At 34.8% G+C, this 24,265-nt stretch carries 23 protein-coding genes; 10 read left to right on the forward strand and 13 right to left on the reverse strand.

Annotated elements, in window-relative coordinates; translation table 11 throughout:
- Position 1 precedes the first annotated feature (1 nt).
- The 6 genes from FAF07_RS17020 to FAF07_RS17045 are packed head-to-tail and all read right to left on the reverse strand — an operon-like array spanning position 2 to position 5,582.
- Positions 2-1,078, reverse strand: a complete 1,077-nt coding sequence (locus FAF07_RS17020; protein ID WP_142786248.1) for an AMP-binding protein — start codon at positions 1,076-1,078, stop codon at positions 2-4.
- A 2-nt stretch (positions 1,079-1,080) separates the two neighbouring features.
- Positions 1,081-2,037: a CPBP family intramembrane glutamic endopeptidase gene (locus tag FAF07_RS17025; RefSeq protein WP_142786249.1), complete on the reverse strand. Its 957-nt coding sequence runs from the start codon at positions 2,035-2,037 to the stop codon at positions 1,081-1,083.
- A 57-nt stretch (positions 2,038-2,094) separates the two neighbouring features.
- On the reverse strand, positions 2,095-3,141 hold the full coding sequence (locus FAF07_RS17030) for an o-succinylbenzoate synthase (protein WP_142786250.1): 1,047 nt from the start codon (positions 3,139-3,141) through the stop codon (positions 2,095-2,097).
- On the reverse strand, positions 3,142-3,819 hold the full coding sequence (locus FAF07_RS17035) for a metal-dependent hydrolase (protein WP_142786251.1): 678 nt from the start codon (positions 3,817-3,819) through the stop codon (positions 3,142-3,144).
- A gap of 21 nt (positions 3,820-3,840) precedes the next feature.
- Entirely contained in the window at positions 3,841-4,755 is a 915-nt protein-coding gene (gene menA / locus FAF07_RS17040; RefSeq protein ID WP_142786252.1) for a 1,4-dihydroxy-2-naphthoate octaprenyltransferase, read from the reverse strand.
- The gene (locus tag FAF07_RS17045; RefSeq protein ID WP_142786253.1) at positions 4,743-5,582 is read right to left on the reverse strand and encodes a 1,4-dihydroxy-2-naphthoyl-CoA synthase; all 840 of its coding nucleotides are present in this window, start codon (positions 5,580-5,582) and stop codon (positions 4,743-4,745) included. The genes menA and FAF07_RS17045 overlap by 13 nt, the downstream gene beginning before the upstream one ends.
- Before the next feature lie 52 nt (positions 5,583-5,634).
- Between FAF07_RS17045 and FAF07_RS17050 the strand changes: the two genes are divergently transcribed.
- Positions 5,635-6,729, forward strand: coding sequence for a C1 family peptidase (locus tag FAF07_RS17050; RefSeq protein WP_142786254.1), 1,095 nt, complete (start codon positions 5,635-5,637; stop codon positions 6,727-6,729).
- Between the two features lie 320 nt (positions 6,730-7,049).
- Here FAF07_RS17050 and FAF07_RS17055 read toward each other — a convergent pair whose 3' ends face one another.
- Positions 7,050-7,715 carry a uracil-DNA glycosylase gene (locus tag FAF07_RS17055; RefSeq protein ID WP_142786255.1) on the reverse strand — a complete coding sequence of 222 codons (666 nt, stop codon included), beginning with the start codon at positions 7,713-7,715 and terminating at the stop codon, positions 7,050-7,052.
- A gap of 12 nt (positions 7,716-7,727) precedes the next feature.
- The gene (gene holA, locus FAF07_RS17060; RefSeq protein WP_142786256.1) at positions 7,728-8,729 is read right to left on the reverse strand and encodes a DNA polymerase III subunit delta; all 1,002 of its coding nucleotides are present in this window, start codon (positions 8,727-8,729) and stop codon (positions 7,728-7,730) included.
- Positions 8,730-8,755: 26 nt separating this feature from the next.
- On the opposite strand from holA, the gene FAF07_RS17065 reads away from it, so the two are divergent.
- The 3 genes from FAF07_RS17065 (at position 8,756) to FAF07_RS17075 (ending at position 11,147) form a co-directional block, all read left to right on the forward strand.
- A complete protein-coding gene (locus FAF07_RS17065; protein WP_142786257.1) occupies positions 8,756-9,205 on the forward strand; it encodes a type I restriction enzyme HsdR N-terminal domain-containing protein in 450 nt (149 codons plus the stop codon).
- Positions 9,202-10,191 (forward strand): glycosyltransferase family 2 protein, encoded by a 990-nt coding sequence (locus FAF07_RS17070; RefSeq protein WP_142786258.1) that lies wholly within the window; start codon positions 9,202-9,204, stop codon positions 10,189-10,191. The genes FAF07_RS17065 and FAF07_RS17070 overlap by 4 nt, the downstream gene beginning before the upstream one ends.
- A 95-nt stretch (positions 10,192-10,286) precedes the next feature.
- Positions 10,287-11,147: an OmpA/MotB family protein gene (locus tag FAF07_RS17075; RefSeq protein ID WP_142786259.1), complete on the forward strand. Its 861-nt coding sequence runs from the start codon at positions 10,287-10,289 to the stop codon at positions 11,145-11,147.
- Between the two features lie 347 nt (positions 11,148-11,494).
- On the opposite strand, the gene FAF07_RS17080 is transcribed toward FAF07_RS17075, so the two are convergent.
- Positions 11,495-12,115 (reverse strand): L-threonylcarbamoyladenylate synthase, encoded by a 621-nt coding sequence (locus tag FAF07_RS17080; RefSeq protein ID WP_142786260.1) that lies wholly within the window; start codon positions 12,113-12,115, stop codon positions 11,495-11,497.
- Positions 12,116-12,162: 47 nt separating this feature from the next.
- Between FAF07_RS17080 and FAF07_RS17085 the strand changes: the two genes are divergently transcribed.
- The 3 genes from FAF07_RS17085 to FAF07_RS17095 are packed head-to-tail and all read left to right on the forward strand — an operon-like array spanning position 12,163 to position 14,995.
- On the forward strand, positions 12,163-13,026 hold the full coding sequence (locus tag FAF07_RS17085) for an alpha/beta hydrolase (protein ID WP_142786261.1): 864 nt from the start codon (positions 12,163-12,165) through the stop codon (positions 13,024-13,026).
- Positions 13,027-13,064: 38 nt separating this feature from the next.
- A complete protein-coding gene (locus tag FAF07_RS17090) occupies positions 13,065-14,030 on the forward strand; it encodes a pepsin/retropepsin-like aspartic protease family protein (RefSeq protein WP_142786262.1) in 966 nt (321 codons plus the stop codon).
- A gap of 53 nt (positions 14,031-14,083) precedes the next feature.
- Positions 14,084-14,995, forward strand: a complete 912-nt coding sequence (locus tag FAF07_RS17095) for a glycogen-binding domain-containing protein (RefSeq protein ID WP_185956471.1) — start codon at positions 14,084-14,086, stop codon at positions 14,993-14,995.
- Here the strand turns inward: FAF07_RS17095 and FAF07_RS17100 are convergent, their stop codons facing one another.
- Entirely contained in the window at positions 14,996-17,329 is a 2,334-nt protein-coding gene (locus tag FAF07_RS17100) for an ATP-dependent helicase (protein ID WP_142786264.1), read from the reverse strand.
- Between the two features lie 78 nt (positions 17,330-17,407).
- Complete coding sequence (locus tag FAF07_RS17105; RefSeq protein ID WP_142786265.1) at positions 17,408-18,952, reverse strand: hypothetical protein; 1,545 nt, start codon at positions 18,950-18,952, stop codon at positions 17,408-17,410.
- An 82-nt stretch (positions 18,953-19,034) separates the two neighbouring features.
- Here FAF07_RS17105 and FAF07_RS17110 point away from each other — a divergent pair, with 82 nt between their 5' ends.
- The 3 genes from FAF07_RS17110 to FAF07_RS17120 are packed head-to-tail and all read left to right on the forward strand — an operon-like array spanning position 19,035 to position 22,407.
- On the forward strand, positions 19,035-20,306 hold the full coding sequence (locus FAF07_RS17110; RefSeq protein WP_142786266.1) for an amidohydrolase: 1,272 nt from the start codon (positions 19,035-19,037) through the stop codon (positions 20,304-20,306).
- Position 20,307: 1 nt separating this feature from the next.
- Positions 20,308-21,879, forward strand: a complete 1,572-nt coding sequence (locus FAF07_RS17115) for an FMN-binding glutamate synthase family protein (protein ID WP_142786267.1) — start codon at positions 20,308-20,310, stop codon at positions 21,877-21,879.
- A 6-nt stretch (positions 21,880-21,885) separates the two neighbouring features.
- Positions 21,886-22,407, forward strand: coding sequence for a DUF7935 family protein (locus FAF07_RS17120; protein WP_142786268.1), 522 nt, complete (start codon positions 21,886-21,888; stop codon positions 22,405-22,407).
- A 1-nt stretch (position 22,408) separates the two neighbouring features.
- Here the strand turns inward: FAF07_RS17120 and FAF07_RS17125 are convergent, their stop codons facing one another.
- On the reverse strand, positions 22,409-23,320 hold the full coding sequence (locus tag FAF07_RS17125; RefSeq protein WP_142786269.1) for a patatin-like phospholipase family protein: 912 nt from the start codon (positions 23,318-23,320) through the stop codon (positions 22,409-22,411).
- Positions 23,317-24,222 carry a patatin-like phospholipase family protein gene (locus tag FAF07_RS17130; protein WP_142786270.1) on the reverse strand — a complete coding sequence of 302 codons (906 nt, stop codon included), beginning with the start codon at positions 24,220-24,222 and terminating at the stop codon, positions 23,317-23,319. The genes FAF07_RS17125 and FAF07_RS17130 overlap by 4 nt, the downstream gene beginning before the upstream one ends.
- Between the last annotated feature and the right edge of the window lie 43 nt (positions 24,223-24,265).

Below are 24,265 nucleotides of genomic sequence, written 5' to 3' on the forward strand. Positions count from 1 at the left end.
TTTATAAAGCCAATTGTTTAAGTGTTTCGGCACGTTGGATTTTACCAGAATTGGTTTCAACGAATTTACGAATCGTATAAATTTCTTTTGGTATTTCGTATTTATCCAAGTCTGAAAAAATAGCAGGATCAATCTCATTCTTTTCACCTTCGACCACCAGTATGGCTTTGTTACCTAATAGGTCATCTTTTTCAGAAGCAACAAAAAACCGTTGCTCAATGTGATTTTGAAGTTTTGTTTCAATGCCTTCAGGAAACAATTTCACGCCCCCTGAATTTATAACATTATCATAGCGCCCCAACCAATCAAATGCCTCATCAGAATGGATTGTAACAACATCGTTAGTCACTAAGGTTTCATCTAAAAGCTTAGGCGCTTCAATAACCAAGCACCCCCTTCTGTCTTGAGATATCTTGATATTTGGCAATACTTTAAAAGGAGCTTTACCCACGTGCTGGCCTGCTTCGAAATGATTTAGTCGTCTAGCGGCGATATGCGTTATGGTTTCAGTCATTCCATAAGTTTCAAAAGCAACCGTCGGTATATCTTGTAAACTCTCTATTAGGCTTTTAGGTACTGATGTGCCACCAATAATGAGCGTATCAATCTGACTGAGATTAGAAAAAACATTTTGGGCTTGCATCGGAATCATAGCGCAAAAACGATAATGCATATTGGGTTTTATTTGAGGGTACATTGTGGGTGCAATAATATCTAATTCCAGACCCAAAATCATAGCTCTAATAAGCATCATTTTCCCTGCAATAAAGTTAGATGGCAGACAATGCAAAGCAGAATCACCCGGTTCCAATTTAAAAAAATCGCCTGTAGCAATGGCAGAATTCGCCATAGCTTGCTTAAAAAGTGTAATCGTTTTGGGTTTGCCTGTAGAGCCAGACGTATTAACTTTTATAAATGGTTTATGATCTAACCAATCCAATAAAAAATTACCAATACCTTGTTCAAACGGCTCGCCTTCCTTTACATAACTATAGGCCACTTCCATGACATCATTATAGGAATAATGTATGCTGTTCAATTTAAAACGATTATGTACTTTATTGAAATCTGGTATCATAACTATTCTGTAATTTTATAATTTTCTATTCTTGGATCCTCAACTCGGCCGAATAATTTATCTTTCCAATTGTTCCAATTATACTTCTTTGACAAAATGAATAACAGGATTGGAAACACAATAAATACCGGCATAAAAATTTCAGTAAAACCCATTTCGGTAGGATCGGACATGTCCTTTAATATAGAATGCGTTTGAAATGCGGTCCAATCGGCAGTTACTAAAAGCGCGGTAAAGAGGTTATTGGCCGCATGAAACCCTAATGCCAACTCCATACCGTCATCCATTAATGTCATAATTCCTAAAAACAAGCCGGTTCCTATATAATAAATCATAATGACATTCCCCAATTTATCCACTTCTGGATTGGCAATATGCAGTAACCCAAAAACCACGGAAGTCGTTATTAATGGAAGCCACTTATTCTTAAAAATCACTCCAAGTCCTTGCATTAAATAACCCCTAAATAGATATTCTTCAAAACTGGTTTGTAAAGGGACTAAAATAATAGCGATAACGCAGAGAATTAAAAAAGGGGCTAAATTAAAATTGATCACATAATCACTAGGAGACAAAACATAATCGAGTATTATAAAACCGCTTGAAAGGAGTCCCCATAGTATAAATATAAACCAAAAACGTTTCCAATCTATTTTTGGCCTCGATGTTGTTAGATGTGTAATACTCTGTTTGTGAATTGTTTTAACGACTATAAATAGCCCAACTAAACCCACAGCAAACGACAGGAGCATCAAAAATAAATTGAGGTTAGGTTCTAACAAGGACATCATTGTAGATTCATCTAAATTATCAAAACCATCTCCATCTTTATAAGCTTTCATAAACACTGCTACAGTGAAGGGGATTTGCCCTAAAACTACAGCTATAAAAATGATAATAATTCCAACGACATACCGCCACCAATTGTGTAAAACATTAAATGCTTGAGCTATATACATATACTATAATTTGCTTTTTATTAATTTTGGCATGAAATTAAATATTAAAACGAAACCTTAAAGTTTCATGTTTTCTATATTCCAAGCTCTTTCTTTTTCGTAACGCAATGTACCATTTTTAACTAAAAGTGGCGAATCAAAATTGTTGCTAAATAAACTTCCAGTACCTAGACCCTGTGGTAAATTGCTATGCTTGGTAAATGTATATTGGGCAATGGCATTTAAGCCAATATTACTTTCTAAAGCACTTGTTATCCACCAACCAACATGAAGTTTTTCTGCTTCCTTAATCCAAGTATCACTACCATAAAAGCCCCCTATTAAACTTGGTTTTAAAATGATATATTGCGGATTTATAGTTTGTAGTAATTTCTGTTTTTTTGTTACAGAATACACCCCTATTAATTCTTCATCTAAAGCGATAGGCAATGGTGAAATGCCACACAATTTTGCCATTTCATGAACCTGTCCTTGTTTTATAGGTTGCTCAATAGAATGTAAATCGAGCTCTGCTAAGATTTTCAATTTATCTAAAGCTTCAGATACTGAAAAAGCACCATTGGCATCTACGCGTAATTCAATATCTTTTGAAGAAAAATCATTACGAATAGATTTAATTAATGCTACTTCTTTTTTAAAATCAATAGCCCCTATTTTCATTTTAATGCATGTAAAACCAGAACTGATCTTTTCCTCAATCTGCTGCTTCATAAATGATTCACTTCCCATCCAAATAAGACCGTTAATAGGAATTACGGCATTATTGATAGTAAACTTTGAAGGAAACAATTCAAACAGATTAGTGCTTTGTAAAGACAATAAAGCCATTTCTAATCCGAACTGAATACTTGGAAATTCTTCTAATTCGCCTAATAAAAAATTAAGGCTCAGGTTAATATTATTACAAACCCATTTGAGTTTGTCTTCATAATCTGGCCTGTCATCAATAGATAATCCCCTAAAAAGTCCACATTCACCAATGCCACGTTTACCATTTGATTCTAAAATAAGAAACCAGGTTTCCTTGGTTTTTAAAATTCCACGGGATGTTCCGCTAGCTTGTTTAAAATTGAGAAGGTATTTTTTGTAAGAGGCAGTAGTCATTTAAAGTTCTATATAATCGCCTATGCCCAAAAGCATTAAATCTTTGTTTTTTTGGAAGAATTTCCGCTTCGCCACTTCATGGTCAATTTCAATATATCCAAAGGTATCAAAGTGGTATCCTAAAATTTTATCGCACTCAATAAAGTCACTTGCTAAAATGGCATCATCAATCCCCATGGTAAAATTATCGCCTATAGGTAAAATAGCCAAATCGAGGGTGGTTTGCATGGGGATTAATTTCATATCAAAAGTCAAGGCTGTATCACCTGCTATATAAACATTTTTGTGTTCGCCTTCTATAACAAACCCACCAGGTTGTCCACCATAACTACCATTTGGAAACGATGACGTATGGATAGCATTGACATATTTCACATTTCCAAATTCAAAGTCCCATTGACCACCATGATTCATAGGGTGTCCTTCTATTCCTAATTTTTCGTAATAGCCCACAATTTCATAATTAGAAATCACCACTGCTCCCGTACGTTTAGCGATAGCTTCAACATCTAAAATATGATCTTGATGTGCATGGGTAACCAAAATATAATCGGCTTCCAAAGTTTCAATATTTATATGCGATGCTTTTTCATTACCCGTAATAAATGGATCTACAAGAATATTTACATCATCTACTGTTATTCCTAAACTGGCGTGTCCGTAAAATGTAATTTTCATAATTATAAATTTAATGATGTGTTAGAGTATATGTCCGATACCCAATAAAATGGATAAGAGCACGGTTGTTAAGGCTAGTTTTTTGAGTTCAGGGTCTAATAATTGGGGTATTTCATTCTTATTCACCTTAAAAATATGAATAATTAACGGGATATACGCTATCATAAATATGAGATTATATGGCAATGTATAGTATAAAACACCAAATAATGCAGATATTACAATAGCCAATACAACGAGCCCTATGTGATACATTTTGACTTTCTCTGCTCCCAACTTTACAGCTAAGGTGATTTTATTCGATTTTTTATCAGAAATCATATCCCGCATATTATTTAAATTCAACACGGCAGCGCTTAAAAGCCCGATAGTACAAGCAGGTAAAATAGTGACATGATCCATAGCTTTTGCATAAAGCACATAACAGCCCATGGTACTAATCAGTCCGAAAAAAACAAATACAAAGACATCGCCCAAACCTTTATAACCATAGGCATTAGTTCCTACGGTATATCGTATTGCGGCCACGACAGACGCAATTCCTAAAATAAAAAAAAGTAATGTTAAAAAGAAGTGTTTCACACCAAAAGCGGAAAAAATAAGAAAAAAGGATAAACCAATAGAAATTAGAATATTAATTTTTATGGCATTAAACATTTGTTCTGGTGAAATTTTACCACTTTGTATGGCGCGTTCAGGACCAATTCTTTCGTTGTTATCGGTGCCTTTAATACCATCGCCATAATCATTAGCGAGATTCGACAGAATTTGAAGACTTAAGGTGGTAAGAATGGCCAATATGCAAATTCTTAAATCGAAATAACCATTGTATGCGGCTAGAAATGAAGCCACAATAATTCCTGAAACGGAAAGTGGCAGTGTTCTCAAACGCATCGATGAAATCCAAAGGGACAAGTTGCTCATCAAGGAATCCATTTTTTATCAAAGTTAGGCTTACGCTTTTCAAGAAATGCGTTTCTGCCTTCAATGGCTTCTTCTGTCATGTATGCTAATCTGGTAGCTTCCCCTGCAAATACTTGTTGCCCTACCATACCGTCATCAGTCAAATTCATTGCAAATTTAAGCATCTTAATAGAAGTTGGTGATTTGGCCAAAATCTCCTGTGCCCATTCATAGGCTGTGGCTTCTAATTCATCATGGGGAATGACACCATTTACCATACCCATATCAAAAGCTTCTTGAGCTGAGTAATTTCGACCTAAAAAGAAAATTTCACGAGCTTTCTTTTGTCCAACCATTTTAGCTAAATACGCAGAGCCGTAACCACCATCAAAACTCGTTACGTCGGCATCAGTTTGCTTAAATATAGCGTGTTCCTTACTAGCTAGTGTTAAATCACAGATCACGTGTAAACTATGTCCGCCTCCTACTGCCCAACCTGGGACAACTGCTATGACGGCTTTGGGCATAAAACGAATTAAGCGCTGCACTTCTAAAATATTCAAACGGTGGTATCCATCTTCTCCAACATACCCTTGATGCCCTCTTGCTTTTTGATCACCACCACTACAAAATGAATATACGCCGTCTTTAGTAGAGGGGCCTTCGGCAGACAGCAATACAACACCAATGTTTATATCTTCATTTGCATCGTAGAAAGCATCATATAATTCACTCGTGGTTTTTGGTCTAAATGCATTTCGCACATCTGGTCTGTTAAACGCAATTCGAGCGACACCATTCGACTTTTTATAGGTAATATCTTGATATTCTTTTACCCTTACCCAGTTAGCTTGCTCCATTTTCTTTATTTTAGTCAAAAATAAATTTTATTTCATTAATAACTGACTTCATATGAAAAATAATATTGCCTTTCTTCTTTTAATGATTACCTGTTTTATTGGAAATTCCCAAGCTTATAAATTCGAAACGATTGTTGATCTTGAAGCTACAGATGTTATTAGTCAAGGTAAAACAGGCACCTGCTGGAGTTTTTCAACATCATCATTTTTAGAAAGTGAAATTATACGTCTCACGGGAAAACGTATTGATTTATCTGAAATGTTTACGGTAAGAAACACGTATCCAACGAAGGCTTGGAATTATGTTATGAGACAAGGCAAAGCACAGTTTAGTGAAGGTGGCTTAGCACATGACGTTATGAACAGCCTTAGCGAATATGGATTGGTACCAAATAGCATATATTCTGGGCTTCAAGATGGCACCACTAGCCACAACCACAGCAAATTGATTGATACTTTAAAAACTGTGCTGGATTTATATATAAAAAATCCACATGAATATACTTCAAACTGGAGCACTGACTTTGATGCTATTTTGGATGGATTTTTAGGTAAAAATATTACCACGTTTGAATATGAAGGAGTTGTGTATACACCAAAGACATTCTTAGAAATGACTCAGCTTAACCCTGATGAATATGTCACAATAACGTCATTTAGCCATGTACCCTTTAACTCAACCTTTATTTTAAATATACCTGATAATTTCTCTAATGGCAGCTATTATAATGTTCCACTAGATGATATGGTTCAAATTACCAACCATGCTCTGAAATCCGGTTACACTGTTGAACTTGATTGCGATGTTAGCGAAAAGACTTTTTCAGCGAAAGCGGGATTAGCAATTATTCCTGAAAATGATTTAAATGTATCCCCAGCCTTGACAAGTATTTCCAATGAAAAGGAAATAACCCAAGAGTTTCGTCAAAAAGAATTTGAAAATTTTAATACAACAGATGACCATTTGATGCATATTACTGGACTTGTAAAAGATCAAAATGGCATCATGTACTACAAAGTAAAAAATTCTTGGGGCTCTAATTCTGAACGCGTCGCTAGAGGTGGGTATTTATATATGAGTGAAGCCTATTTTAGACTTAAAACCATATCCATAATGATACATAATAGTGCCGTCTTAAAAAACTAAATAAAATTTTCAGAAAATCTCAAAAAACCAATATTTATTTTGTTTTTTTTGAACAAAAAAATACGTGTATCTACGTATTGCATTGTAGTCTTTTATTTATTAAATTTGTGGTAATATTAAAGTTTAATCGATAAAATTTGCGCTTTAGCCTTATTTAGTGTATTTTGCCGACAGTTTAACCCCAATGCTTATGTTATTAATCATTACTATTTCCGTTACTTTATTAGTAGCAATTAATTTTATATTACTAATATTTAGCTGTAATAAAACTCCAAAAGGAGTTAAAACCAATAAACAACCTGTAATATTCAAGCCAGAATTTACCATTGAATTGGAATCTCACACGCTTGCTCCAACAGGAAGTTAGTTTTACTAAAGTGCTTGTTATCAAACCAGTGTCCTCTATTTGCGCTAAGCGGAGATGGATGTCCTGACATCAGTGTTTTATGTTTTTCCGTATCAATACGTTTTATTTTACTTTTTGCATAACCTCCCCAAAGCAAAAACATGACTTGCTCTTTTTTAGTGCTTATTAGTTCAATTACAGCATCTGTAAAAGTTTCCCAACCCATCTTTTGATGACTTCCAGCTTCATGAGCCCTTACCGTTAATGTAGCATTTAATAATAAAACACCCTGTTTTGCCCAACGGTCCAAATTCCCACTTTCTGGATATGAAATACCCAAATCTGACTCAATCTCCTTGAAAATATTTTTTAATGAAGGTGGATGCTTAACGCCATCGTGAACACTGAAACACAATCCATTGGCTTGTCCATAATTGTGATACGGATCTTGACCAATAATGACCACTTTAACATTATCAAAATGGCAGTGTTCAAAAGCATTAAAAATTTGATTCCCTAGTGGGAAACACTGATGGTTTTTATATTCGTTCTTTACAAAATTTGCTAAGCTTTTAAAATAGGGTTTATTAAACTCTAGGTCTAAATGAGGCTTCCAACTCTTATGAATATCGACGTTCATAAACTATTATCGTTATAATATTCTAATTAATAACTCTTTTAGCAAATCCCCTTGTGGTACACCGCTAGCACCAACACCTTTACTTTTTAAATCGAATTCTCTTAAGGTAGCTACAATGCCACTAACCTTTCTCATTGGAAAATTTCGAGCTGCGTTGATATAGTCATTAACAAAATATGGGTTCACTTTTAATGCCGAGGCCACACTCCTTGGAGATTTATCTTTTAAACCATGAAAGTGTAGTAATTGAGAAAAAAAACTAAAGAGTAACGACACGGTAACGACCATGGGATTGTCCTTTGGATTTTCAGCAAAATATTTTATTATTTGATGCGCTTTTAAGGTATTTCTCTCGCCAATAGCCTTTCTTAATTCAAAATTATTATAGTCCTTACTGATACCAATATTTTCCTCTATGATTTCTGGGGTAATTTGATTTCCTTTTGGTAGGATTATTTGAATTTTATCTAATTCATTAGTAATCTTACTCAGGTCATTCCCCAAAAACTCCACAAGCATTTGTGCTGCTTTTGGTGCTATCGTGTACCCTTTGGGAGATAACGTTCTTCTTATCCAATCTGCTACCTGATTTTCATAAAGCTTTTTGCTTTCATAAACCACACCTATTTTTTTAATGGCCTTATAAAGCGCTTTGCGTTTATCAATTTTTTTATACTTATAATTTACAACCAAAATGGTTGTGGGTTGTGGGTTGAGCGCATAGGCTGATAATTTCTCAATAGTACGCGATAAGTCTTGGGCTTCTTTCAGAATAATAACTTGATATTCCGCCATCATGGGATACCGCTTGGCATGTCCTATAACATCTTCAACAGTAACGTCCCGACCATAGAGAACCATTTGGTTAAACCCGCGCTCCTCCTCTGTTAAGACATTTGCCTCTAGATAATCTGAAATTTTATCAATATAATAGGGTTCTTCACCCATTAAAAAATAAATAGGTTTCAGATTTCTGTTTTTTATATCAGCTACTAACTGTTTTACTTCATCCATTAAAAAAAAATCACCAAATTTGTGTAGTGCAAAAACTTAATTTCCCCACATATACGTTTCGATTCAAAAATAGCGAAAATAAAGTTTCTATTTTCGATGCTATTCGTAAAAAATTCGTGATTTTACAACCCGAAGAATGGGTAAGACAACATTGTGTTGCCTATTTAATCCAGGAAAAAGGCTATCCGAAATCATTAATTAACGTTGAAAAAGAACTGAAAGTTAATGGTTTAGCAAAGCGTTATGATATTGTAGTTTTTAATCCGGATGGGACTATTCATTTAATTGTAGAATGCAAATCTGCAACTATTGAAATTAACCAATCTACTTTTGACCAAATTGCACGCTATAACCTCACCTTGTCCGCTGATTATTTAATGGTTACTAATGGAATAAATCACTATTATTGCCAGATGGATTTTAAAAATGAGCGTTATCAGTTTTTAAAGAATCTTCCAAGTTATTCTAAACTATGAAAATAGCCATTGTTATTTTAAATTGGAATGGAAAAAAATTGCTGGAAAAGTTTTTACCATTTGTTATTCTACATTCTGACGAGGCGAGTGTTTATGTAGCGGACAATGCTTCGACGGATGAGTCGGTCTCCTATATAAAAGCAAATTTCCCAACGGTTCATATTATTCAGAATAAAACCAATGGCGGTTTTTCAAAAGGCTATAATGATGCTTTGCAACACGTAGATGCTGATGTTTATTGTTTACTCAATAATGATGTTGAAGTGACCAGAGACTGGTTAGTCCCAATTATAAAAACATTTAATAGCGAGCCACAAACAGCCATCATTCAGCCAAAACTATTAGATTACAATAACAAGGATTATTTTGAATATGCGGGTGCCGCAGGTGGATTTATTGACAAATTTGGTTACCCATATTGCCGTGGTAGAATTTTTAATACTGTTGAAAGAGATTCAGGCCAATACGATGAGAACAGCCACATATTTTGGGCTTCTGGAGCTTGCTTTTTTGTTAGAAGTCAGGTATACGACCAGCTAAACGGTTTAGATGAAACCTTTTTTGCACATATGGAAGAGGTTGATTTTTGCTGGCGGGCAAAACACTTTAAACATGATATTAAATATGTGCATGAGTCCGTGGTGTATCATGTTGGCGGCGCCACCTTAAGCAACTCAAATCCGAAGAAGACCTTTTTAAATTTTCGTAACAGTTTGTTCGCGCTAACTAAAAACGCTAAGGGCAATTTGTTGTTTTTAATATTTGTCCGTCTTATTTTGGACGGCATTGCTGGTATTAAATTCTTGTTTGAATTTAAATTCATGCATACCCTAGGCATCATCAAAGCCCATTTCAGTTTTTATAGTCATTTGCCGAGATTGATTTCACAGCGGAAACAGATTTATCGTAAAGCCAATTATTATCAAAAAACTTCCATTATTTATGAATATTTCATAATTAGAAAGACGGTTTATAAAAGTTTATAAATAGTTAGTAAAAGTTTTGTTAACAGTACAACATTCAACTGTTTTTTATATACTTTTGTCGGAAATCAATTCGCAAAAAATTTAATCTTATAATTATGAAAAAAGTTCTATTACTTAGTTTTTCAGCACTATTACTTTTAAGTTCATGTGTGTCTAAAAAAGAATATTTAGCACTAGAAGAAAAACAAAAAGAAACTCAAGATTTACTTAACTCTGCAACCGTAAAATTAAATGCTTGTTTAGAAGACAAAGCAGCTGCTACTGCAAGAACAACTGCACTAGAAGAGCAAATAGTTGATTTACGTAAAAACAATGAGAGTTTAATAATTAGCAACAAAGACCTAACGCTTTTAACCTCTAAAGGTGCCAGCAATGTTGAAAAAACATTAGAAAGCATAAGAGAAAAAGATTTAAAAATCACACGTTTGCAAGATGCTTTAACTAAAAAGGATAGTGTTACACTAGCTTTAGTAACAAGCTTTAAGCGTGAAGTAGGAATTAACGATCCGGATATAGAAGTGAATGTTGAAAAAGGCGTTGTTTATATTTCAATTGCCGATAAATTGTTATTCCAAAGTGGAAGTTACACCGTAACAACTAAAGCTAAAGAAGTACTTGCTAAAGTGGCTAAAGTCGTGAAGAGCAAACCTGATTTTGAATGCATGGTTGAAGGACACACAGATAGCAGATCATACCAAAGTGGTGTACTTATAGACAACTGGGATTTAAGTGTAAAACGTGCCACATCGGTGATTAGAGTGTTACAGGATTTAGAAATCAATCCAGGAAGGCTTATTGCTGCGGGACGTAGTTCTTATGTACCTTTAGTAGATAATGATACTGCTGAGAACAGAGCAAGAAACAGGCGTACACGTATTATTGTACTTCCTAAAATTGATCAATTCTATGATTTAGTGGAAAAAGAAATGAAAAACCTAGAGGCCGGTGGCAACTAATTAGTTTCTCAAATTTAATAGTAAGGGCCCAATTGAAAGATTGGGCTTTTTTATGCTTAATAAATTGATGAAAATTTAATTTTGGAATGAAATAAATCAGAAATGATTAAATATTTAAACATTATTGTCCGATTAAAAAATCAAGACCGCTTTGCTGTTAGAACCAAGAACAAAGACTTGCTTGTAACTAATTGATAAACAGTAATCTTTAAATTCATAACTTTCTAAAAAATAAAATTTTTCAGTAATCGCAAAAAGCAAGCCCCTCTTTTTTATAAGCCTTGAAAACCCTGTGTTCGCAAAGGTTTTCTTTAAACGAACTATTTTTAATCGGACAATAATGATATTTAAAATATTTCTAAACTTCCTTTTCCTACCCTCACAATCACAGGTTCCTGCTCAGATAAATCAATAATTGTAGATGCCTCATTGCCACCATAACCACCATCTATCACCAAATCTACTAGATTATCCCATTTTTCTAAAATTAATTCTGGATCGGTACTATACTCTAAAACGGCATCTTCATCATAAATAGAAGTAGAAATTATAGGGTTACCTAAACGTTTTACAATCTCCAGAGCGATGTTATTGTTAGGAACGCGGATACCAACCGTTTTTCGCTTTTTAAAAGGGTTTGGTAATGATTTTGAACCTGGAAGTATAAAGGTATACGGCCCTGGAAGCGCACGCTTCAATATTTTAAACACAGCGGTATCAATCTGCTTGACGTAATCGCTTATATTGCTCAAATCGTGGCAGACAAACGAAAAGTTCGATTTTTCTAATTTTACCTGCTTAATTCTAGCTACACGCTCAAGCGCTTTAATATTGTTAATATCACAACCTAAACCATAAACGGTGTCCGTTGGGTAAATTATAAGTCCTCCTTTTTTTAAGACAGCTACAACTTTCTCAATCTCCTTTGGATTAGGATTCTCTTCATATATCCTTAAAAATTCAGCCATAATATATATCTTGCATTTGAGATTACAAAGTAAAAATTATTTTCGTTATGCAGACTATTAAAAATGCTTTCCTTTATTTCTGTTTATTTATGCTATGTTTTAATTGCTCTAACGACACAAAGAGCAACGAAGAAGTAACAATCGAGACTGAGTCACTTAACTTTTATCAAGAATTAGATGTTTCATACGGAAGCCAGATCGATCAGAAATTTAATTTATATCTTCCTGCTAATAGATCCACAGACACAAAAATCATGATATTGATTCACGGTGGTGGTTGGACATCTGGTGATAAATCAGAAATGAATGCTATTAAAGATGTCATCCTTCAGGACTTGCCAGAAATTGCCATAGTAAATATGAATTATAGATTAGCAACTAGTTTTAGTGATGCGTATCCCAAACAGCTCGATGATATTACAGAAGTTGTTAATTATTTAAAAACAAATGCTTCCAATTACTTTATTTCTAACGATATTGGTTTTGTTGGTGTTAGCGCTGGTGCGCATTTAGCCCTACTTTGGAGCTATGCCTTTGACACGAACTCTCAAACGAAAATGGTATGCAGTATTGTAGGCCCAACAAATTTTACAGATCCCGCCTACTTAGAAAACGCCAATCCAATCTTACAACTACTGCTTGGCACCGATAATGCAACAACCGATTATCTGGAAGAGGTAAGCCCTTATCATCAAGTTAAAGTTTTATCTCCACCAACCATTCTTTTTAACGGTGGGAAAGACCCATTGATTCCCATAACACAAGGCACAGATTTAAGAGATAAGCTCAATGTATTAGGCATTAAAAATGAATTTACTTTATATGAAAACGAAGGGCACGGTTGGGATGGTGAAAGTCTTTTAGATACTTGGGCAAAATTAAAAGTGTTTACTAAAACCCATTTATATTAAATGCTGTAACATTTATAACATATGTGCGTCTTAATAATATGCTTAGGTCATTCTTTTATATACTAATTTTAAACCTTTCGGGTTATGCTGCATACGCTGCAAATGACCTTACGAATCCTATTAAATTTCCTAAAGCAGAGTATTTAAACGAGTATACCACGCGCATCCCCTTTAAATTGGTCGATCATTTAATAGTTGTTGAAGCAGAGCTATTTAATAAACGAGGCAATTTCATAATCGATACAGGTTCAGAAAGCCTTATTTTGAATAAAGTCCATTTCAATAACCTATACGAACATCAGAAGAGCAGCAAAGCAAGTTCAGGCATCTCGCAGTCTATTGATAATATTTACGAAAAACGCATCAAGGAATTTATACTTGAAAATTTCAAACTTGAAAATAAAACTTCTGATATTTTCGATTTAAGTCATATAGAAAAAAGCAAAAAAATTAAATTATTAGGTATCATAGGTTATGATATTCTAAAAGACTATGAAGTTTTTGTTGACCTTCACCTAAACCAAATCACCCTAACAAAAGTTGATAAATTAGGTAACAAATTAAATAAGCATGTTTATTTGGAAAAAATTGTTGACAGTTTAGATTTCAACTTAAAAAATCATACCATTGTTCTAAACGCCACAGTAAATTATCAACCTGTAAAACTAGGTTTGGATACCGCAGCAGAATTTAATCAAATTAATAAAAGTGTTCATAAGCACGCACTCAAATATTTCATCCCCAAGCGAAGATTGAAACTGACTGGAATAGGAAATAAAACCATTAAAGTTATGGCAGGAAAATTGCATCGTGTTAAGCTAAGCCCCACGGTATATTTTGGCCCTATGCAAACTGTTCTAACCAATTTAAATAAAATGAATGAAGCATTCGGCACATCTTTAGATGGTGTATTGGGGTACGAGTTCTTTGTACAAAAAAGAACCATTATTAATTATAAAAAAGAAAAGTTATATTTCATAAATTACCCTATAGATTTTAAATGAAAAAAGGTGCTCTAAATATAATATGCTTCATTTTTACATTTATGTGCATAACCATGTATGGACAAAACGGTCAGTTAAAAGGTTATAGAATAGATGGAGATACCATTATATTTTCATTTGATAAACGTGACTATAACAGGTTTTCCCCTGACAGTTATAAACTTAAACAAGATTTTAAGGATTTAGATATTGAAAGTGTCGTGGTATCTGGTGAATTTAATAGTTGGTCAAAAGATAAATGGTACATGTCTCAAGTTGACGAAAACAGATTCGAATTAAAAAAAAGCATAGACGATTTCACTGATGAATTTTCATGGGAGTTTAAGTTTGTTGTGAATAATGCTTATTGGGCAGAACCTACGAGTAAAGACCCTAATATTGCAAAAGCCATAAAAAATGGCATGCGTATAAGCGGTGTTTATAATCTAAAAATGTATACCGCATACCCAAACCCAAATGGCAACGCCTGTTTTAAACTAAAAGGCTTTGAAAATGCCAAATCGGTCATTTTAGCAGGGTCTTTTAACAAATGGGATGAAAATTTGTTCAAGATGAATAAAGTTGAAGATGGTTGGGAACTGACTTTACAGATGAAACCAGATGTATACGAGTATCGATTTATTGTTGATGGACAATGGATGGAGGATCCAGATAACATTAGTAAAATAAGAAATGAATTTCATGAATTTAACTCAGTAATTAATATTAAGGAATACACCGCCTTTAAACTTAGAGGCTACACCGACGCAAAAAAAGTCATTCTTTCAGGTTCCTTTAATAATTGGAATGAACATGAGTTAGTCATGGAAAAAAAGGATTATGGTTGGAAATATGTACTACCATTAAAAGGCGGAAAGCACCATTACAAATTTATTGTGGATGGCCAATGGATTACCGATCCTAATAATTCAGTAAAAGAATATGACGGTGAGGGTAACATTAACTCGGTTTGTATGGTTAAATAATTATCCTATAATTTCCAATTTCGCAAAGCGCAATAACAATTTCTTGATGCCACCGTGTTGAAAATTAATTTCGGCCTTTACGTCTTGTCCAGATCCCTCGATCTTCATGACTTCGCCAGTACCAAACCGAATGTGCTTAACCACATTACCAACCACGAGCTTATCATTAAATAAATTGGTTGTTCCAGTAGATTGTGCCACTGGTTTTAAGTTTTTAGGCGTTGATACTTGAAACTTTACAGGGTCAGTTTTTGCTTTATTTCCTTTTTTAAATTCTGGTTGTTTTGCTGGTTTATATCTTATTTTATTGGGCTCAACATCACCAAAAATATCGGCGGAGAGCATGGGATTGAAACGACGCTCTTCAATAGGGGTCACAATATCTAAATACTGTTCATCAATTTCCTCAATAAAACGACTCGGTTCAGAATCGATTAATTTACCCCAACGGTAGCGTGATAAAGCATAGGTTAAATACGCTTGCTTTTCGGCACGTGTAAGGGCTACGTAAAACAATCGGCGCTCCTCCTCCAGTTCACTTCTGGTATTCATACTCATAGCACTAGGAAATAAATCTTCCTCTAAGCCTACGATAAACACATGTGAAAATTCCAATCCTTTGGCTAGATGAATGGTCATAAGCGCCACATGGTCACTATCGCCCTTATCGGCATCCAAATCTGTAGCCAATGCCACATCTTCTAAAAATTCAGCTAAAGAGCCCGTGGTATCTGCCAGTTCTTTTTGGCCTTCCACAAAATCTTTCATGCCATTTAAAAGCTCTTCAATATTTTCCATTCGGGCAACACCTTCCGGCGTACCGTCTTTATTGAATTCACGAATTAAACCAGTGGTTCTTGTGACATGGTCTGCCAGTTGAAACACATCAGCTGTTTGGTTCAACACCTGAAAACTTTCAATAAGCGTTACAAAATTCTGAAGTTTTGTCTTCGTACCTGAATTGACCTTTACATCGGTTTTATCGATATGCTTCATAACTTCAAAAATGGTTCTGTTATAACCATTTGCAGAAACAATAAGTTTATCTACCGTAGTTTGCCCAATGCCCCGTGGTGGAAAATTAATAACTCGCTTTAAGGCTTCTTCATCCGCAGGATTGATAATGAGTCGTAAGTAAGACAGCACATCCTTAATCTCTTTTCTTTGATAAAATGATGTGCCTCCATAGATTCTATACGGAATATCACGCTTACGCAACGCATCTTCAATAGCACGAGATTGTGCGTTGGTTCTATAAAGGATTGCAAAATCGCTATTCAATAACTGATTTTGCATTTTGGTTTCTAAAATAGTACTGGCCACATATCGGCCTTCATCGCCATCGGTTAAGGAACGATTGACCTTAATTTGCGTCCCTTCATCGTTAGCAGTCCAAACGATTTTATCAAGCTTGGTCTGATTTTTATCAATTACCGAATTGGCAGCGTTTACAATATTTTTAGTAGATCGGTAATTTTGTTCTAATCTGAAAACGTTGACGTCGTCATAATCCTTTTGAAAATTTAAGATATTGTTAATATTAGCGCCCCTAAACGCATAGATACTTTGGGCATCATCACCTACAACACAAATATTTTGAAACTTATCTGATAACGCCCTAACAATTAAATACTGTGAATGATTGGTATCTTGATACTCATCAACCAAAATATATTTAAAACGATTTTGATATTTCATGAGCACTTCTGGAAAACGGGTAAGCAACTCATTGGTTTTTAAAAGTAAATCATCAAAATCCATAGCGCCCGCCTTGAAACAGCGCTCTACATATTCTTTATAAATATCACCCATTCTTGGGCGTCTCGCCATGGTATCTGCCTCAACTAATTCAGGATTTTGAAAATATGCCCGTACCGTAATCAAACTGTTTTTATACGATGAGATTCTTGAACGTACTTGCTTGTACTTATAAATATCTTTGTCAAGACGCATCTCCTTGATAATAGAAGCGATTAACCTATCGGAATCTTGGGTGTCATAAATTGTAAAATTACTGGGATAGCCTAACCTATCGGCTTCAATGCGTAAAATTTTGGCAAAAACGGAGTGGAAGGTGCCCATCCATAAGTTCTTAGCTTCACTGGCTCCAACTATCGTTGCGATACGGTCTTTCATCTCGCGAGCCGCTTTATTGGTAAAGGTTAACGACAAGATATTAAAAGGGTCTACACCCTGACTCATGAGGTAGGCAATTTTAAAAGTAAGCACACGCGTTTTTCCCGATCCCGCACCAGCAATAATAATCATAGGGCCATCTTTTTGCAATGTGGCCTCTAATTGTGCTTCATTTAACTGACTTAAATATTTCTCCAAACTATAGTGATTTTACAGCGTGAAATTAACCATTGTAACGCGTTTAATTAAGTGGAATTATTAATAATTATAAACAAATTACATCATGGCGTCAATAAGCCCCGCTTTTACACTAAGCCATAAAAAGTTAAAAACAGATTTGGTTTTATCTCTTTCAATACCTGTTTTTTTACCTTCCGAAAAATTACTTTTCCTTTTTTTGCTGTTATTAGATACCAAAAGATTAGCAATGGTAGATAAAAGTTTGTTTTTCTCCCTGCCGTTCGCTTTTAAAACCTCAATGGCAAACTCATCATAATTCATCTTCAAATCTATTGCAGATGCATGGTTGTTACCATCAATAGTAAAATAGGTTTCAAGAAGTTCACCCTTTAACTTTATATTTAAATTGGGTTCCATAAACTGGTTCATATGCGCTGCTTTAAGCATTCCCACTTGTGCCTTAAAAATAAAATTGTCATTTATATTATTCACATCAAATTCCCAATGGGATTTTATAGATGTATTCTCCATAAATATAGCATCTGTTTCTATAGTGGTTTTTATAGAACCCTCACCATAGGTATTGCTTACATTTTTTAATCTGGACTCTAATGCTGTAAACCTGAGTTTACCTGGATAAGCATTATAATTAACGCTTTCCTCATATAGAAATTCTCCCTCTACAATATTAATAGTATGCAGGGCAAGGTCAAAACTTAAATCTCTAAGCGTTTTACTATATAAGTTTTTTTGTTTGTAATTATCTGCCACCAACTTATCTCTATAAACTGCTAATTTAGGTTTGAAAATGGTCATGGATTCTCCTTCAACATTAAATATACTATCCTGTTTAAAACCTAATTCCAAGGAACTACAAATAATAGAATCTGCTGTTACACTATAATGATCTCGTTCATTTTTAATCTGTTTTGAGAAATCTTCTTTAGAATAGATTGTTTTTAATGCTATAGATTTTACAGAAGCAGATGTATTATTTATTCTAAATGCCCCTAAGTGTAAGCTTTCAAATTCACCAAGTTTTAATTCAACTGATTTGGCCAGCACATTAAAATCAGTAAAAGCTATGGGCATGTTTTTGTTATTGGAAACCTTATTGCTTACATTATTTAACTTTAAATTCAAGCGTTTTGTACTAAACAATAAAGAGTCCTTATCTAGAACCTTAGCTTTACCATTTATGATTTCAAAATTATTAATGGTTATTAATTTACCCTTAGACTTGCTTAAAAATTTGGAATATTGAGGTCTATCTGCAAGCATATCACGATAATAAATTATATTGGGCTGATGTAATTTAATATCATTAATGCTAATTTTGTCATTAAACAGCATATCCCAATAACTTAAATTTTCAACACTTATATCTTTAAACCCTACTTGTAATTTTATCTTTTTTGTAGTGTTTCCATATACGGCAAAGCGGGTGTGTTTTAACGTTGCATTTCCCAATAAAGCGTTGACCGAAATATCTTTATACTGGACCTTAACCTGCTGTGGTAAAGCATCCAAGTAATCTGAAATTTCTTTTTTAATGAGGTAATTAGCTAATGTTAATAAGCTGAGAACAGTTATAAAAACTGTGGATAGAATAATAAGTGTTTTTTTTAAATGTGAGGGCATCGTACAAAGATATATATATTCGATAGTCTATAACAATTTATTTTAAATATCTTTAAGCACCAAAAAATCCACCAAGATTAATATGAAATACCTTATTTATATTTTTATTTTCTTCGGAATTACAATCAGTTTCGGACAAAATAATTTAGAAGATCAATACGAAGCTATTGAAGAAAAAGTTATTGAGTGGCGACGCGATTTTCATCAGAATCCTGAACTGTCTAACAGAGAGTTTAAAACAGCCGAAAAAATTGCAAAACATTTAAAATCCTTGGGTTTAGAAGTTCAAACAGGTGTGGCGCATACAGGTGTTGTTGCCTTATTAAAAGGAAAACAATCAGGTATGGTTATTGCGTTACGCGCAGATATTGATGCCTTGCCTGTAACCGAGAGAAATAATCTAGCTTTTAAATCTGAAGTTAAAACCACGTTTTTAAATACAGAAACTGGGGTGATGCATGCCTGCGGTCACGACACGCATATCGCTATCTTGATGGGTGTTGCCGAAATACTTTCCAATAACAAGGATAAAATAAACGGTACTGTAAAGTTTATTTTTCAACCCGCAGAAGAAGGGCCACCACCTGGTGAAGAAGGCGGTGCAAAACTAATGATTAAAGAGGGTGTTTTAGAAAACCCTAAAGTGGATGCTATTTTTGGATTACACATCAATTCCCAAACCCCAGTTGGAACCATAAAATATAAAACTCAAGGTATTATGGCGGCCGTAGAGCGATTTACAATTCATGTTAAAGGAAAGCAAACCCATGGCTCACAACCTTGGTCTGGCGTAGATCCTATATTAATTTCTGCAAAAATTATTGATGGGCTACAAACCATTATAAGTAGAGAAGCCAAATTAATTGAAGAAGCTGCCGTAATCACCGTTGGCAAAATTACGAGTGGCACACGATTTAACATCATTCCAGAATCTGCAGAAATGATTGGAACCTTGCGAACACTAAATCCTGAAATGAAAACATTAATCGTGAAACGCATGCATGAGATGGTAGAAACCATAGCAAAAGCCTATGGCGGTTCTGCCACCATTACATTTGAGAATTTCACAGCCATTACTTATAATAATCCAGAGCTGGTAAATAACATGCTCCCAAGTCTGAAAAAAGTAGCAGGGGAAAAAAATGTAACTATTATGAAAGCCACAACAGGGGGTGAAGATTTTTCATATTTCCAAGAAGTAATTCCTGGTTTTTATTTCTTTGTTGGTGGAATGACACCTGGTGCTGTTGAATCATTTCCACACCATACTCCAGATTTCACTATTGATGAAGACGGATTACTATTAGGAGTAAAAGCATTAACACAAATTACCTTTGACTTTTTAAATAACTAGCATGGATCCTATTTTAAACTTTTTATCAAACGTACCGTGGTGGGTTTGGGTACTCATTATTGTATTAATAGTTGCCATTAGGGACCGTGTACAGCGACATCATACCATTAGCAGAAACTTCCCCATTGTTGGCCATTTTAGATATTGGTTAGAAGGTATTGGCCCAGAACTCAGGCAGTATTTGGTGGCTAATAATAGAGAAGAATTGCCTTTTAACCGTATTGAGCGAGGTTGGGTGTATGCTTCTGCTAAAAGTGAGAACAATTATGAGGGCTTCGGCACCGATAGAGATATTTATGCGCATCAGCATATTTTTATCAATAATGCCATGATTCCTTATAAAGTAGAGGAAAATCATCCAAATGCAACGAATAAATACTTCTTACCCTGTGCCAAAGTTATGGGAGCGTTTCATAAACGTAAAAAGCCATACAGACCCGCTTCAGTTATTAATGTTTCAGCGATGAGTTTTGGTTCATTATCCGCGAAAGCGATAGAATCCTTAAATAAAGGTGTTAAAATGGCCCATGCTTATCACAATACCGGTGAAGGTGGCCTATCCCCATATCACAGTCATGGTGGCGATGTTGTGTTTCATTTTGGAACTGGTTATTTTGGGGTACGCGCTGAGGATGGTCATTTTTCTATGGAAAAGATGAAACAACTGGTTGAGGATAATCCTTTTATTCGGGCTATAGAATTAAAAATTTCACAAGGTGCTAAACCGGGGAAAGGTGGTGTTCTTCCAGGATCAAAAATAAGTCAGGAAATTGCAGATATTAGAGGAGTTCCTGTAGGCAAAGATGTGCTTTCGCCTCCTAACCATAAAGCATTTACCACCATTCCTGAAATGGTCGATTTTATTGAAGCTATTGCCGAGGAAACGGGATTGCCCGTGGGTATAAAAGCCGCTATTGGTAAATTAGAGCAATGGGAAGAATTAGCAGATATCATGAAGACTACTGGTAGAGGACCAGATTTTATAACCGTTGATGGTGGCGAAGGTGGCACTGGTGCTGCACCGCCAAGTTTTGCCGATCATGTGTCTCTCCCTTGGGTTTATGGATTTGGTGATTTATATAAATTATTTTTGGATAAAGGACTTGCAGACCGAATCGTGTTTATAGGAAGCGGGAAATTAGGATTCCCTGGAAAAGCGGCTATGGCCTTTGCTATGGGAGCAGATTGTATCAATGTAGCAAGAGAAGCCATGATGAGTATTGGTTGTATCCAAGCACAGGTGTGCCACACCAACAGATGCCCAAGTGGTGTGGCGACTCAAAATAAATGGTTACAGCGTGGTATTGATGTGCCTTTAAAATCTGAACGCTTAGCACAGTATTTCAAAACCTTTAGAAAAGAATTCTTAGAGATAACACATGCCGCAGGTTACGAACATCCTTGTCAATTTAAGATGGGTGATATTGAAATGAATGTTGACGACCACAATCTCTCGCAAGAATTAAACAGAACATATCTCTATGACAAATTGCCCGTTCCATTTCATGGAATGCAAGAATTAAAAGATTGTTTATATTTGGGGGGAGCTAAAAGTAACCTTAAAACGAATTAATATATTATGGACGCCAACAGAATTATCGACCTCTTTTTATTCGCTATTCCGTCTTTAATAACGGGTCTTATCGCTTATTATTTTTTTAGGGAGCACACCAAAAATGAAGACGGAAGAAGACGCTTTCTTTTAAAAAAAGATATGCAAATAAACGCCATGCCATTGCGCTTACAAGCCTATGAACGCATGGCTATTTTTTTAGAGCGGATTTCGCCATCAAAATTACTGATAAGAATAACCCCAACTAGCTCAAATAAAGATGATTACGAAGCTTTAATTATACAAAGCATTGAACAAGAATTTGAACACAATTTATCACAACAAATTTACGTATCAGACCGCTGTTGGAGCATTATTACCACGGCTAAAAATGCTACGATTCAATTGATAAGGAAAGCTAATTTATCTGAAAAAACAGATACTGCAAATAAACTTCGTGAGGTGGTTTTAACAGAAATGATGGAACGCCGTTCGCCAAGTGATGCGGCACTTTCTTTTATTAAGGAAGAAGTTTCAGATATGTGGTAAATTACTCGATGCGAATTTTATTTGATTTATCGAGGTTATGCTTTTCACTAGCATACTCAAAACCTTGTTCCCACCAAGACTTCATTAGCTTCTTATTAAAAATAAGCGAATTTTCAGTGAGTTTAGAAGGTGTGTAATATATATTAAGTTTCACATTTTTATTTTTTGCCGCCAGTTTCCCTATGGTGATATCACTACGTTCCACCTGATCTAATAAATGCCCAAATAGATTAATCATTAACGAGAATGGATTTTTACCCAAAACCTTATTGTATTCCATATGTTCAGACTCTAAAACTACCGCATCCACTTCAGTAGCACCTCTTAGAATAGCTTCGCGAATGGGCACCACACAACCTAAACCGCCATCGGCATACTCAAAACCATCCTTTTTAACTAAGGACATAAACGGTATGTAATTGCAAGAGATCCATATCCAATCGCAAAATTCTTCATAAGTAAAATCCTTAATAGACTTATACTCTACTCTATTTTTAGATAAGTTAGAAACCGTCACCACGACATCCTCTTTATTTGCTATGATGTTATTATACTCTTCCTTTGAAAAATTCCTGTTTATATGCCTTCTTAAAGACTTACTTTCTCCAAACGTTCGCTTCATTTTTATAAATTGCCAGAGCACATTTAAAAAATCTATCGATACAAATTCCCGATCACCCTTTTTACGGATTACGAATGGATTCACACTAAATATGTCATTTTGATTGACACTCGTGAAAATATTATAAAGTTTATCAATTTGTCCTGCAGCCAGATGCGGTACGAGCAAACTACCGGTAGAAGTCCCCAAATACATATCATAGTTGCGTCCCTCCTCCTGTATTAAATATTGAGCTACACCACCTGCATAGGCGCCTTTACTACCGCCACCTGAAATTACCAATGCTTTCATTCTGTTTCTAAAGGGCTTAATTGTTCGTTCTTATATTTGGCGTAAACATAACCACTTTTCCACCATTTCACCATCTTTTCTTTGTCAAAAATTAATGAATTGGTGGTAAGAACGGTTGGTGCATAATAAAAATCTATAATGGCTTCGTTATGATTTGCGACAAATTTACCAATTCTGATATTTTGGGCTTCAATTCTATCAAGCATAAAACTGAACATATTTGTTAGTAAGGAAAATGGATTTCTGGAGGACATTCTGTTTAATTGGTTGGTCTCTGTTTGCAATATAATGGCATCAACACTGGTAGCGCCTCTTTTTATAGCTTCTTCAATAGGAACCATGGACCCTAATCCACCATCAGCATATTCACAACCGCCTTTTTTTACCAAAGTCATGAATGGCGTGTAATTACAGGAAACCCAAATCCAATCACAGAATTCTTCATAAGTAAAATCCTTGATTGACTTGTATTCCACTTGATTCAAAGATAAATTTGAAACGGTTACTACCACATCCTTTGTACTGTTTTTAATATGTATAAATTCATTTTTAGTGAGGGTCTGTCTAATAAGTTGTTTTAAATTATGGCTTTCTCCGAAGGTCTTACTGCCCTTCATAATATTTTTTATGACATTAAAGTGGTTTATTTTTATAGTTTCAATGCCTCTCTTTTTTTTAATAAGAAATGGGCATCTACTAAATATGGAACCTTGATTGACACTGGTGTAAACTTGCTTTATTTTTTCAACATTATTAAGTGCTAAATGGGACACAAGTAAACTTCCGGTTGACGTGCCGATAAAAATATCATATTGCTTTTTCTTAGTTTCGATAAGATATTGCGCAACGCCTCCGGCAAAAGCCCCTTTACTACCACCACCAGAAATCACTAATGCTTTCATTATAGTTTTAATGTTAATTTAAGCTAATATTACTTAAATAATT

This window comes from Changchengzhania lutea, assembly GCF_006974145.1.
Taxonomy (GTDB): Bacteria; Bacteroidota; Bacteroidia; order Flavobacteriales; family Flavobacteriaceae; genus Changchengzhania; species Changchengzhania lutea.

What these genes read in the sequence shown, in the direction of transcription:
- FAF07_RS17030 (WP_142786250.1), bottom strand. Translation starts at nt 3,141, where the DNA reads ATGACTACTGCCTCTTACAAAAAATACCTTCTCAATTTTAAACAAGCT.
- FAF07_RS17070 (WP_142786258.1), top strand. Translation starts at nt 9,202, where the DNA reads ATGAAAATAGCCATTGTTATTTTAAATTGGAATGGAAAAAAATTGCTG.
- FAF07_RS17025 (WP_142786249.1), bottom strand. Translation starts at nt 2,037, where the DNA reads ATGTATATAGCTCAAGCATTTAATGTTTTACACAATTGGTGGCGGTAT.
- FAF07_RS17115 (WP_142786267.1), top strand. Translation starts at nt 20,308, where the DNA reads ATGGATCCTATTTTAAACTTTTTATCAAACGTACCGTGGTGGGTTTGG.
- FAF07_RS17035 (WP_142786251.1), bottom strand. Translation starts at nt 3,819, where the DNA reads ATGAAAATTACATTTTACGGACACGCCAGTTTAGGAATAACAGTAGAT.
- menA (WP_142786252.1), bottom strand. Translation starts at nt 4,755, where the DNA reads ATGGATTCCTTGATGAGCAACTTGTCCCTTTGGATTTCATCGATGCGT.
- FAF07_RS17020 (WP_142786248.1), bottom strand. Translation starts at nt 1,078, where the DNA reads ATGATACCAGATTTCAATAAAGTACATAATCGTTTTAAATTGAACAGC.
- FAF07_RS17110 (WP_142786266.1), top strand. Translation starts at nt 19,035, where the DNA reads ATGAAATACCTTATTTATATTTTTATTTTCTTCGGAATTACAATCAGT.
- FAF07_RS17095 (WP_185956471.1), top strand. Translation starts at nt 14,084, where the DNA reads ATGTATGGACAAAACGGTCAGTTAAAAGGTTATAGAATAGATGGAGAT.
- holA (WP_142786256.1), bottom strand. Translation starts at nt 8,729, where the DNA reads ATGGATGAAGTAAAACAGTTAGTAGCTGATATAAAAAACAGAAATCTG.
- FAF07_RS17085 (WP_142786261.1), top strand. Translation starts at nt 12,163, where the DNA reads ATGCAGACTATTAAAAATGCTTTCCTTTATTTCTGTTTATTTATGCTA.
- FAF07_RS17125 (WP_142786269.1), bottom strand. Translation starts at nt 23,320, where the DNA reads ATGAAAGCATTGGTAATTTCAGGTGGCGGTAGTAAAGGCGCCTATGCA.
- FAF07_RS17050 (WP_142786254.1), top strand. Translation starts at nt 5,635, where the DNA reads ATGAAAAATAATATTGCCTTTCTTCTTTTAATGATTACCTGTTTTATT.
- FAF07_RS17090 (WP_142786262.1), top strand. Translation starts at nt 13,065, where the DNA reads ATGCTTAGGTCATTCTTTTATATACTAATTTTAAACCTTTCGGGTTAT.
- FAF07_RS17045 (WP_142786253.1), bottom strand. Translation starts at nt 5,582, where the DNA reads ATGGAGCAAGCTAACTGGGTAAGGGTAAAAGAATATCAAGATATTACC.
- FAF07_RS17120 (WP_142786268.1), top strand. Translation starts at nt 21,886, where the DNA reads ATGGACGCCAACAGAATTATCGACCTCTTTTTATTCGCTATTCCGTCT.
- FAF07_RS17055 (WP_142786255.1), bottom strand. Translation starts at nt 7,715, where the DNA reads ATGAACGTCGATATTCATAAGAGTTGGAAGCCTCATTTAGACCTAGAG.
- FAF07_RS17130 (WP_142786270.1), bottom strand. Translation starts at nt 24,222, where the DNA reads ATGAAAGCATTAGTGATTTCTGGTGGTGGTAGTAAAGGGGCTTTTGCC.
- FAF07_RS17080 (WP_142786260.1), bottom strand. Translation starts at nt 12,115, where the DNA reads ATGGCTGAATTTTTAAGGATATATGAAGAGAATCCTAATCCAAAGGAG.
- FAF07_RS17075 (WP_142786259.1), top strand. Translation starts at nt 10,287, where the DNA reads ATGAAAAAAGTTCTATTACTTAGTTTTTCAGCACTATTACTTTTAAGT.
- FAF07_RS17105 (WP_142786265.1), bottom strand. Translation starts at nt 18,952, where the DNA reads ATGCCCTCACATTTAAAAAAAACACTTATTATTCTATCCACAGTTTTT.